Annotated in this window: 10 protein-coding genes; 7 read left to right on the top strand and 3 right to left on the bottom strand. The window is 62.4% G+C overall.

All coding sequences use genetic code 11. The features are described from left to right. Positions 1-35 precede the first annotated feature (35 nt). Genes flgF through flgL form a run of 7 tightly spaced genes read left to right on the top strand, consistent with a single transcriptional unit; the run spans position 36 to position 7,732 of the window. Entirely contained in the window at positions 36-773 is a 738-nt protein-coding gene (flgF, locus tag HV822_RS02945; RefSeq protein WP_238872191.1) for a flagellar basal-body rod protein FlgF, read from the top strand. Positions 774-815: 42 nt separating this feature from the next. Beyond that, the gene (gene flgG, locus HV822_RS02940) at positions 816-1,601 is read left to right on the top strand and encodes a flagellar basal-body rod protein FlgG (protein WP_238872189.1); all 786 of its coding nucleotides are present in this window, start codon (positions 816-818) and stop codon (positions 1,599-1,601) included. Between the two features lie 12 nt (positions 1,602-1,613). Continuing rightward, on the top strand, positions 1,614-2,291 hold the full coding sequence (flgH, locus tag HV822_RS02935; protein ID WP_238872188.1) for a flagellar basal body L-ring protein FlgH: 678 nt from the start codon (positions 1,614-1,616) through the stop codon (positions 2,289-2,291). Positions 2,292-2,304: 13 nt separating this feature from the next. Next, positions 2,305-3,405: a flagellar basal body P-ring protein FlgI gene (locus HV822_RS02930; protein ID WP_238872186.1), complete on the top strand. Its 1,101-nt coding sequence runs from the start codon at positions 2,305-2,307 to the stop codon at positions 3,403-3,405. A gap of 13 nt (positions 3,406-3,418) precedes the next feature. After that, on the top strand, positions 3,419-4,483 hold the full coding sequence (gene flgJ, locus HV822_RS02925; protein WP_238872184.1) for a flagellar assembly peptidoglycan hydrolase FlgJ: 1,065 nt from the start codon (positions 3,419-3,421) through the stop codon (positions 4,481-4,483). Positions 4,484-4,485: 2 nt separating this feature from the next. Beyond that, the gene (flgK, locus tag HV822_RS02920) at positions 4,486-6,459 is read left to right on the top strand and encodes a flagellar hook-associated protein FlgK (protein WP_238872182.1); all 1,974 of its coding nucleotides are present in this window, start codon (positions 4,486-4,488) and stop codon (positions 6,457-6,459) included. Positions 6,460-6,472: 13 nt separating this feature from the next. Beyond that, the gene (flgL, locus tag HV822_RS02915) at positions 6,473-7,732 is read left to right on the top strand and encodes a flagellar hook-associated protein FlgL (protein ID WP_238872180.1); all 1,260 of its coding nucleotides are present in this window, start codon (positions 6,473-6,475) and stop codon (positions 7,730-7,732) included. On the opposite strand, the gene HV822_RS02910 is transcribed toward flgL, so the two are convergent. Genes HV822_RS02910 through HV822_RS02900 form a run of 3 tightly spaced genes read right to left on the bottom strand, consistent with a single transcriptional unit; the run spans position 7,719 to position 11,400 of the window. Then, entirely contained in the window at positions 7,719-8,630 is a 912-nt protein-coding gene (locus HV822_RS02910; RefSeq protein ID WP_238872179.1) for a LysR family transcriptional regulator, read from the bottom strand. The two genes, flgL and HV822_RS02910, sit on opposite strands and share 14 nt — an antisense overlap. Before the next feature lie 8 nt (positions 8,631-8,638). Next, positions 8,639-9,031, bottom strand: a complete 393-nt coding sequence (gene cueR / locus HV822_RS02905; RefSeq protein ID WP_238872177.1) for a Cu(I)-responsive transcriptional regulator — start codon at positions 9,029-9,031, stop codon at positions 8,639-8,641. Beyond that, on the bottom strand, positions 9,028-11,400 hold the full coding sequence (locus HV822_RS02900) for a heavy metal translocating P-type ATPase (protein ID WP_238872175.1): 2,373 nt from the start codon (positions 11,398-11,400) through the stop codon (positions 9,028-9,030). Before HV822_RS02900 ends, cueR begins: the two co-directional genes overlap by 4 nt. Between the last annotated feature and the right edge of the window lie 36 nt (positions 11,401-11,436).

Here is an 11,436-nt window from a genome sequence, read left to right as displayed (position 1 = left end):
CAAATCCTTGTCGCGCAAACGAAGCGGAGCAGGGCATGGACAAATCCTTGTACATTTCCATGACGGGGGCCAGTCAAAACGCGATGGCGCAACGCGCGCACGCCAACAACCTGGCCAACCTGACCACCACTGGCTTTCGTCGTGATTTCGAACAGGCGCGTTCCATGCCGGTGTTCGGTGACGGTTACGCCACCCGCGCCTACGCCATGACTGAGCGCCCAGGCACTGATTTGTCGGCTGGCACCATGATCGAGACCGGTCGGGAGCTCGACGTGGCCGTACAGGGTGAAGGCTGGATCGCGGTGCAGGCACCGGACGGCACCGAGGCCTACACCCGGGCTGGCAGTCTGAATATTGACGCCTTTGGCATCTTGCGTACCAGCGGCGGCTTGCCGGTGCTGGGCAACGGCGGGCCGATTGCTATTCCGCCAGCGGAGAAGATCGAGATCGGCTCCGACGGCACCATCAGTATCCGTGCGCTGGGCGAGGGCCCGGCGGTGATGGCTGAGGTGGACCGCATCAAGCTGGTCAATCCGCCGCAGTCCGCGCTGGAAAAGGGCGAGGATGGCCTGATGCATACCCAGGGCGGGGAAGAGCTGGCCGACGGTGCGGTGCAAGTAGCAACCGGTTTTCTGGAAGGCAGCAACGTCAATGCGGTGGAAGAAATGACCGCCATGTTGTCGCTGGCCCGCCAGTTTGAACTGCATATCAAGATGATGCGTACCGCCGACGAGAATGCGCAGGTAACCGATCGCATTCTGCAGATGAGTTAATGCTACGGCGCGTCAATTAGTCGGCGCGCGAGGAGAAAGGTGATGCTTTCAGCTCTTTGGGTCAGCAAGACCGGCCTGTCCGCCCAGGACACCATGTTGTCGACCATTTCCAACAACCTGGCCAACGTCTCGACCACTGGCTTCAAGCGCGACCGCGCCGAGTTTGAAGATCTGCTCTATCAGATCAAGCGCCAGCCCGGTGGCCAAAGCACTCAGGACACTCAGTTGCCCTCCGGTTTGCAGCTGGGTACCGGTGTGCGCGTGGTTGGCACCCAGAAAATCTTTACCGAGGGCACGCTGCAGACCACCGAGCAACCGCTCGATATGGCGGTCAATGGGCGTGGCTTCTTTCAAATTCTGATGCCCGACGGCAGCATTGGTTATACCCGTGATGGCAGCTTCCATCTGGATGCTGATGGACAGGTGGTGACCTCCAACGGCTTTCCGCTGGAACCGGGTATCGTGCTGCCGGATGACGTGCAGACCTTCACCGTAGGTGAGGACGGCACGGTCAGCATCACCACCTTTGGCAACCCGGCCGCGCAGCAGATTGGCAACATTCAGACCGCTGATTTCATTAATCCGGCTGGCCTGCAGGCCATTGGCAACAACCTGTTCCTGGAGACCGCGTCCAGCGGCGCACCGCAGACCGGTAACCCTGGTCAGAACGGGTTGGGCACTGTGTTGCAGAACACCCTGGAGAATTCCAACGTCAACGTAGTAGAGGAGCTGGTCAACATGATCACTACCCAGCGCGCCTACGAGATGAACTCCAAGGTCATTTCCACCGCAGATCAGATGCTGCAGTACATCAGTCAGAATCTCTGACGGGAGCTGATCATGATCCGTTTGGCTAAGGTATTGATGCTGCTGGTGCCGGTCAGCCTGATCGGCTGCATGCAGGCGCCGCCCATGCGCGATGACCCGGCCTACGCGCCGGTGTTGCCGCGCACGCCGCTGCCGCAGGAGCTGAACAACGGCGCGATCTATCAGCCCGGCTTCGAGATGAGCCTCTACAACGACCGCAAGGCACACCGGGTCGGTGACATCATTACCATCACCCTGACCGAGCGCACAGCGGCGCAGAAGAAGGCCGAGAACGAAATCGACAAGGACAGTTCGACCACCATCGCCAACCCCACCATTCTCGGCAATGCCGTGGGTTTCAAGGGGCTGGACCTGGGCGTCAGCATGTCGGGGCAGCGGGCCTTTGAAGGCAGCTCCGACGCCAATCAGAGCAACAGCCTGTCGGGCTCTATCACGGTGACCGTCGCCGAGGTGCTGCCCAACGGCATTCTGGCGATTCGCGGCGAGAAGTGGATCACCCTTAATCAGGGTGACGAGTTGATCCGTATCAGCGGTCTGGTGCGCGCCGAGGACATTGGCCCGGACAACACCGTGCTGTCGACCCGTGTGGCCGATGCGCGTATCACCTATTCCGGCAAGGGTGCCTTTGCCGATGCCAACCAGCCCGGCTGGCTGAGTCAGTTCTTCCTCAGCCCCATGTGGCCGTTCTGACAGGAGTATTGCCATGCGCAGCCTGATTATCTGCTTATGTCTGCTGCTCGCCAGTCCGCTGGCGCTGGCCGATCGTCTCAAGGACATCGCCAGCATCGCCGGGGTGCGCAGCAACCAGTTGATCGGTTACGGCCTGGTGGTCGGTCTGGATGGCTCTGGCGACCAGACCAGCCAAACTCCGTTCACCGTGCAGACCTTCCAGAACATGCTGACCCAGTTTGGGATTACTGTGCCGGAAGGTACGCGCATTCAGATGAAGAACGTGGCTGCCGTGGCGATTCACGCTGACCTGCCGCCGTTCTCGCGCCCTGGCCAGACCATCGACGTCACGGTGTCGTCCATTGGTAACTCCAAGAGCCTGCGTGGCGGCTCTCTGCTGATGACCCCCCTCAAGGGGATCGACGGCCAGGTGTACGCCATTGCCCAGGGCAACCTGGTGGTCGGCGGCTTTGGTGCCGAGGGCGCCGATGGCTCGCGCATCACGGTCAATATTCCCAGCGCCGGGCGCATCCCCAACGGTGCTACCGTCGAGCGCGCGGTATCCAGTCCCTTCACGTCCGGGGACCATCTGGTCTTCAATCTCAATCGTCCGGACTTCACCACTGCCAAGCGTATTGTCGATCGCATCAACGAGACTTTTGGCCCAGGCGTCGCCCAGGCGCTGGACGGCGGCTCGGTGCGCGTACGTGCGCCGATCGACCCCAACCAGCGGGTTGACTACCTGGCTATGGTCGAAAACCTGACGGTCGAGCAGGGCAGTGCCGCGGCCAAGGTCATCATCAATTCGCGCACCGGCACCATCGTGATCGGTCAGGACGTGCGCGTGCAGCCGGCTGCCGTGACCCACGGCGGTCTGACGGTGACTATCAGCGAGAACCCGCAGGTCAGTCAGCCCGGTGGTGTGCTGTCCGGTGGCCAGACCGTGATTTCACCGAGTTCGCAGATCAATATCGAGGAAGGCGATAGCCGCATGTTCGTGTTCAATCCGGGCGTTTCGCTCGATGAGATCGTGCGCGCCGTCAATCAGGTTGGCGCCGCGCCGGGCGACCTGATGGCCATTCTTGAAGCGCTCAAGCAGGCCGGCGCCTTGAATGCCGATCTGGTCATTATCTGACCGGGAGCCCAGCATGAACACCAGCAACAGCGTCAGCTACACCGACATCAACAGCGTCAGCCAGCTCAAGGTCGGCAGCGATGCCAACAGCCCGGAGAACGTGCGCAAGGTCGCACAGCAGTTCGAATCGCTGTTCGTCAATATGATGATCAAGAGCATGCGTGAGGCCAATGCCGCCTTTGCTGAAGGCAACCCGCTGAACACGCCGCAGACCAAGTTTTATCAGGAGATGTACGACAGCCAGATGGCTGTACACCTGTCCGAAGGCCGCGGCCTGGGCTTGAGTGATGCCTTGATGCGCCAGCTGTCGCCGAAGGCAGAAAGCGGCGCCAGTGCTGATAATGCCGCCACGCCGGCGGTGGATCAGTCGGCGCTGCTGGCGCGGCGTCGGTTGCAGATTGCCTCGGATTACAGCGCCTGGGCCGAGCGGTTGGAGCGGGCTGATAACAGCGTCGCCAGCAGCGCCAGCAGTGAGTGGCAGCCGCTGCGCGGCATCGAGGCCATGCGCCGCGCTGGCGCCAGTGTTGCTGCACTGAGCGGTGAGGCGGCCGGGCGTACGCGCTTTGCCAGCAGTGAGGAGTTTGTCGAAACCATGCTGCCGATGGCTGAGAAAGCCGCCGCACGCCTGGGTGTAGATCCGCACTACCTGGTTGCTCAGGCGGCATTGGAAACGGGCTGGGGCAAGTCGGTCATTCGTCAGTCTGATGGTAGCTCCAGCTACAACTTGTTCGGTATCAAGGCCCATGGTGGCTGGCAGGGCGAAAGCGCCAACGTGGCCACCACCGAGTACCGCAATGGTGTGAGCACCCGCGAGCGAGCGGACTTTCGCAGTTACGCCTCCTGGGAGCAGAGTTTTGAAGATTACGTGAGCTTTCTGGAAACCAACGGTCGCTACAGCAAGGCGCTGAGCAGCACCGAAAACCCGGATACCTTCTTCCGCGAGTTGCAGCGTGCCGGCTACGCCACCGACCCGCAGTATGCGCGCAAGGTGTCGCAGATTGCGCGCCAGCTGATCGGCAGCAGCGACAGCCGGGTAGCCAGCGCCGACACCTCTACTGACAACGCCGGCAGGGCTTGAGTATGGCAAATTTATTCGGTATCGGCCTTAGCGGCCTGAAGTCGGCCCAGACCCAGCTGTCGGTCACGGGCCAGAACATCACCAACGTCAACACCCCAGGTTACACCCGGCAGACGGCGGTGCAGACCGCGCAGGTACCCAGTTTCACTGGGGCTGGTTATATGGGTAACGGCACCAAGGTGGTGGATGTAGACCGCATTTATAACCAGTTTCTGACCAACCAGGTGCGTACCGCGACCTCCACCAACGCCGAGGTGCAGGCCTTTAAGTCTCAACTGGAGCAGCTCAACACCTTGGTGTCCAGCAGCGCTACCGGTATCACGCCTGGCCTGCAAAGCTATTTTGATGCCCTGCAGACGGCAATTGAAGACCCGGCCAACCTGCCGGCACGCCAGCTCTTTTTGTCCGAGGCCGAGGGCCTGGCGGCACGCTTCAACACGGTGCAGACCAGCCTGAGCAGTCAGAATCAGTTTATCGGCCAGCAGATGGGCACGCTGGCCGATCAGGCCAGTCGTCTGGCCAGCTCGATCGCCAGCTACAACGACAGCATCGCGGTGGCTGCCGCCAATGGCGCGCAACCCAATGACCTGCTCGACGCCCGTGATGAGGCGGTCCGCGAACTGAGTGAATTGATCGGCGTGACCGTAGTACAGCAGGACGACAACATGCTGAACATCTTTATCGGCTCCGGTCAGCCATTGGTAGTGGGTAACCAGGCATCGACACTGGCCGTGCAGCCGGGTGCTGGCGATCCGTCGCGGGTGGATGTGGTGCTCAAGGCGGGCAATGCGGTGCAGGATGTCACCGGGCTGATCAGTGGTGGCGAGCTGGGCGGTTTGATCAAGTACCGTAATGATGTGCTGGATCCAGCGCTTAACGCTATTGGCCGCCTGGCACTGTCGATTGCCAGTGAGTTCAACGAGCAGCAAGGCCAGGGGCTGGACCTCAATGGCAACGCGGGCGCCTCGCTGTTCAACGACATCAACAGTGCTGAGCTGGTGGACGGCCGTAGCCTTGCGCGCGCCACCAATAGTGACCCCAACGCCAAGCTCGATGTGCTGATCAGCGACACCTCACAGCTGAGCACCTCGGACTACGAAGTGGTGTTTACCAGTGCCACCGAGTTCACGGTGCGGCGCACCTCCGATGACAGCGTCAGCGGCCCCTATGACCTGAACAGTGTGCCGCCACCGGAGCTTGACGGCTTTACTATCGAGTTGGGCGGTGGCGGTATCGCTGCCGGTGACCGCTTCCTGCTGACGCCCACCCGTCATGCCGCCGCCGAGATGACGGTGGTGATGCAGCAGCCACAGGAACTGGCGTTTGCCGCGCCCGGCTCGGTTGAGGCCAGCCTGGATAACCGCGGTACCGGCAGTCTGAGTCAACCGAGCCTGACCGCCGGGCCATCGCCCATCGACTCGGCCGCGCTGCAGGGGCTGTTGCCTGTCGAATTGAGCTATGACGAGGCCAGTGGCGAGCTGCAGGTGACAGGCGGCACCGCCACACTCAACCCGTCACCGCTGGTCATCACTCCGGGCCAGACCAACAGCGTTGAAGTGACTGTGGGCGGGTATACCTTCAGCATGTCGATGACGGGGACGCCGAAGGATGGCGACAGTTTTAACCTGGCCTTTAACGCCGGGGTAGCAGATAACCGCAATGCGCTGGTGATGTCCGGGCTGCAGACCGCGAAGGTTCTGGGCCAGGCCAACGGTGCCGAAGGCTTCTCCTTTGTCGATGGCTATGGCGACTTGGTACAGCGCGTGGCGACTTATACCGCTCAGGCGCGCACCAACTCCGAATCCAGCGCGGCAGTGCTGACCCAGGCAACCAATAATCGTGATTCGGTCTCTGCGGTGAGTCTGGATGAAGAGGCCGCGAATCTGATCAAGTTTGAGCAGTACTATAATGCGTCGGCTCAGGTGATTCAGGTCGCCAGAACCATTTTTGATACGCTGATCAACAGCGTCAGATAACGGGTAGCGTCCCATGCGTATCTCAACCATCCAGCAGTTCAACAGCGGTGTGCGCGGCATTCAGGACAACTACGGCAATGTCACCCGCACCCAGGAGCAGATCAGCTCGGGTAAACGCATTCTCACGCCGGCGGATGACCCGGTGGCAACCGTGCGTCTGCTGCAACTGAGCCAGGAGGCCAACCGCCTGGAGCAGTACAGCACCAATATGACGGCGGCCAACAACAGCCTTACCCAGGAGGAGGCCATCCTCAATTCGGTCAACAACGTTTTGCAGCGTGTTCGCGAAATCGCCATCGAGGCGGGTGACGGCTCCAAGAGCGACGCTGACCGTCAGGCGCTGGCGACCGAACTGGAGCAGCGTGAAGAGGAACTGTACAACCTGTTCAACAGCCAGAACGCCCGTGGGGAGTATTTGTTTGGCGGTTACCAGAGCAGCCAGCAGCCTTTTGTCAAAAACCCGGATGGCACCTACAGCTATCAGGGCGACGAGGGCCAGCGCTCAATCCAGATTGCCGGCTCCAAGTACGTGGCGATCAATGACAACGGCAAGGACTTGTTCGTCAGTGTCGCCAACGTCAATCGGGTGAACACGGAAGCCGATCCGGCCAACACGGGTACCGGGCGCATTTCGCTGGGTGTTGTTGAGGACAAGAACGCGTACGACAACACCTTCTATCCGCAGGGCAGTGTCAGCATCGTGATTGGCGCCACTGGCGATAGCTACGAAGTTGTCGACAGTGCGGGTAACCCTATGGCCCCCCCGGTGACCGGCCAGCTGGAAGAGAACGACGACGGTGGCTACACCATTCGCTATGCCGGCGTTGCAGTGACGCTGGATGGCGAGTTGGCCGCCGGCGACAGTTTTTCTATCAGTACCGGAAATAGCACACCCGGCAGTACCAACCGCGAAACGCGCAGCATTCTGGAGACCGTCTCGATGCTGCGCAGCACGCTGGAAACCGGCGGCAGTAGCACTGAGGACAAGTTGCAGCGCCGTGATGTGATTGCGATCACCCTGGACAATCTCGACAACGCGATGAATCAGGTGTTGAGCGTGCAGACCACCATAGGCGCGCGTATGAACGTGATCGAGTCGACCCTGACCGAGAACGAGGAAGTGTCGCTGATCAATACCGCCGTCACCTCCGAGCTGCAGGATCTGGACTATGCCGAGGCGCTTAGCCGCCTGAGTCTGCAGAGTGTGGTGCTGGAAGCGTCGCAACAGAGCTTTGTCAAAGTCAGCGGCCTGAGTCTGTTCAATCTGTTGTAACGGTCGGGTCCGGCACCTGGCCCTGGGTGCGCAGCATCTCGATAAACGCGGTCGCGGCAGGTGATAGCGGCCGCTGACGCCGCGTCACCAGGCCAAAGCTGGTGCCAGGCATCAGCGCTGGCCAGTCGAGCAGCGCCAGGCTGCCAGCGGCCAGCTCATCGCTCAGGGTATCCAGGCTGCCGATGCTGAGTGCATCGCAATGTTGTACCAGACGTTTGAGCACATCCAGGTTATCGCACTCCAGGCTGATCAGGGGCTCCGGCCGGGGCAGAGTGCGGCGCAAGTCTTGCAAGATTCTGTCGGGCACGCGAAAGCTCGCCAATGGATACTCTGCCAGCAGCTCCGGCGTCAGGTCAGTGCGCCCGGCCAGTGGATGCCCTGCGCGGCAGAAAAGTTGACTGGCCTGCTGTTGCAACGGCGTGACCTCCAGCTGCGGATCGTGCTCCAGCTCGCGAATGTCGGCGACGAACAGCTCCAGTTGCTCGGCCAGCAACTGCTGGCGCAGCGCCACCCAGTGCTGAACCTCCATATGCACCCTGACGCCGGGATGGCGGCGGTTGAATTGGCCCAGCACGCGGGGCAGCAGGCCGGCTGCCGGAAAGGGGCCAGCGCCCAGCAGCAGCTCGCCGGCTTGCAGATCGTTGAACTGTCGCAGCGCATTGCGCATGGCGGTGCTACCGGCCAGCAGCCGCTGCGCGTGCTCCAGCACCAGACGCCCCTGGGGGGTCAGCTCGACTCCCTTGCCACTCCGGTTGATCAGCTCGCAGCCAAGACGCTGCTCCAGTGTCTGAATGCTGCGACTGAGCGCCGGTTGGCTCAGGCCGATGGCCTCGCCAGCGCGGGCAAAGCCCTGGTGTTCGACCAGGGCGACGAAATGGCGTAGGGATTTCAGATCCATGGGGTGTCTCAGCGGGGGCTGGCCAGTGAGTTGATAATCGGACAGTCTGGACGGTGATCACCCTGACAGCAATCGGCCAATTGCGCCAGACTGGCGTGCATGGCCTGCAGGTCTGCGATACGCGCCTCCAGCTCTTCCAGGTGCTCAGCGGCCAACGCTTTGACCTCGGCGCTGGAGCGCGAACGGTCCTGCCATAGCTGCAAAAGACGCGCGATCTGCTCCATGCTAAAACCCAGCCGCCGTGCACGCTGGATAAACCCCAGTGTGTGCAGCTCCCTATCGCCGTACTGGCGATAACCGCCCTCGCTGCGCGACGGTGCCGGCAGCAGGCCGATTTTCTCGTAGTGCCGAATCATGCGCGGGCTGAGGCCGCTGGCCGTGGCGGCCTGGCTTATGTTCATTTGTTCTCCGGTTGCCAACGCTTGAGCAGCAGCGCATTGCTGACCACGCAGACGCTGCTGGCCGCCATCATGGCGCCGGCGATCATCGGGTTGAGCAGGCCAAAGGCGGCCAGCGGAATGCCCAGGCAGTTGTACACGAACGCCCAAAACAGGTTCTGACGAATCTTGTCGCCGGTACGGCGTGACAGCGCCAGTGCCATCGGCACCAGGGCCGGGTCGCCGCGCATCAGGGTAATGCCGGCGCTGTGCATGGCGATATCGGTGCCGGTGGACATGGCCATGCCCACATCGGCACTGCTCAGCGCAGGGGCGTCGTTGATGCCGTCGCCGATCATGGCGACGACCTTGCCCTGTTGCTGCAGGCGCTGCACCTCGCTGACCTTGTCGGCGGGTAGCACGCTGCCCCGGATCTGATCGAGCCCCAGCTGGCGGCCGATGTGCTCGGCGGCGCGCTGGCTGTCGCCGCTGATCAGCAAGGACTCAATGTGTTGCTCTTGCAACTGGTCTATGGTGGCGCGGGCGTTGTCTTTCAAACTATCGGCAAAGCTCAGCAGCGCCAGTACCTGATTGCCCTGGGCCAGCCAGGACAGGCTTGCCCCGTCGGCCTGCAGTTCGGCCGCCTGTTGCTGCCAGGGCGTCAGGTCAAACTGCTGCTCCTCCAGCAGGCGGGCGCTGCCCAGCCAGGCGTTCTGGCCGTCGACCACGCCCTGCGCGCCGCGTCCGGCGAGTACCTGCAGGGTGTCCGCAGGGGCTGCCTCGATACCTTGCTCGGCGGCGTAGTTGCACAGTGCACGGGCCAGCGGGTGTTCGGCCTGTTGCTGCAGGGCCAGGGCAACGCGCAGTACTGCTTTGGTGCTATGGCCGTTCAGGGCCTCAACGTGGGTCAGTGCGGGTTTGCCGCGGGTCAGGGTGCCGGTCTTGTCAAAGATCACCGCGTTGACCAGGCGAGCGCGTTCAAGGGCTTCGGCGTCGCGAATCAGGATACCGTAGCGTGCGGCCACGCCGGTGCCGACCATGATGGCGGTCGGCGTGGCCAGTCCAAGGGCACAGGGGCAGGCAATCACCAGCACGGCGATGGCGTTGAGCAGCGCCGCCTGCGGGCCAATGAAAAAGCTGCCGATCGCCCAGGTTGTCAGCGCGATGGCAATCACCACCGGCACGAACACCGCCGCGACGCGATCAACCAGACGCTGAATAGGTGCCTTGGAGCTTTGTGCGTTTTCGACCATGCGGACTATCTGCGCCAGCAGGGTAGCCTGGCCGACGCCGGTGGTGTTGATCAGCAACACACCGTCCTGATTCAGGCTGCCGGCGCGCACGGCCTCGCCTGCGCTGCGGCTGACCGGCAGGCTCTCGCCGGTCAGCATGGACTCATCGATATGGCTGCTGCCCTCAACAACCTCGGCGTCGACCGGTATGCGTTCGCCGGCGCGTACCACCAACTGATCACCCGGCAGCACCTGACTGAGCGGCACCTCCCGTTCGCCCTCGGCGTCACGCAGTCGGGCGGTATCCGGGCGCAGGGCGGTGAGGGCGCGGATGGCCTCCAGAGTCTGCCCCTTGGCGCGGTTTTCCAGGTATTTACCCAGCAGAATAAAGGTGACGATGACCGCCGAGGCCTCGTAGTACAGGTGCAGCTCGGTGCCCGGCGGCTGGGTGAGCAGGTTCCAGGTGCTCAGCGCCCAGCCGGCGCTGGTGCCCAGCACCACCAGCAGGTCCATGTTGGCTGTGCGGTTGCGCAGGGCATGCCACGCGCCACGGTAAAAGGTCGCCCCAAACACAAACTGCACAATGCTGGCCAGAATCAGTTGCAGCCAGCCCGGCAGCATCCAGTGTCCGGCCCCCAGCAGGGCAGGGAGCATGGCAAGCAACATGGGCGCGCTGAGCAGCGCGGCGATGATCACATGTTGCCGTTGTTTGGCCAGGTCAGGGCCTGCGTCGGCGGCAGGGGCGTCGTCATCCAGCCATTGTCCGGGATAGCCGGCCTGGCGCAGCGCGCGTAGCAGTGCGTCCTGATCTGTGCCTTTTAGCATCCGCACACGGGCCTGCTGGCTGGCCAGGTTGACCTGGGCTTCGAGTACGCCCGGCACCTTGCCCAAGGCCGCCTCGGCACGGCCTACGCAGCTGGCGCAGGTGAGGTTGCTCAGCTGCAGCTGGCGGCTCTGCAGCTCGGCGGGGTAGCCTGCCTGACGCAGTGCCTGCTCAACAGCCGTGAGCTGGTTGTTGTCCTGCACATCCACGCGGGTGGTTTGCGCGGCCAGGTTGACCGCGACACGTTCGATGCCATCGACGCTTTCAAGCGCGCGCTCGACTCGGCTAACGCAGCCGGCACAATTCATACCGCTGAGCTGCAGTGTTATCTCCGACATGGTCTGCTCCCGTGCTGTTGACTTCATTGCAGCATG

The organism is Halopseudomonas maritima, assembly GCF_021545785.1.
Classification (GTDB): domain Bacteria; phylum Pseudomonadota; class Gammaproteobacteria; order Pseudomonadales; family Pseudomonadaceae; genus Halopseudomonas; species Halopseudomonas maritima.
The sequence above is the reverse complement of the archived record's forward strand: the minus strand, read 5'-3'. Positions and strand labels throughout refer to the sequence as shown.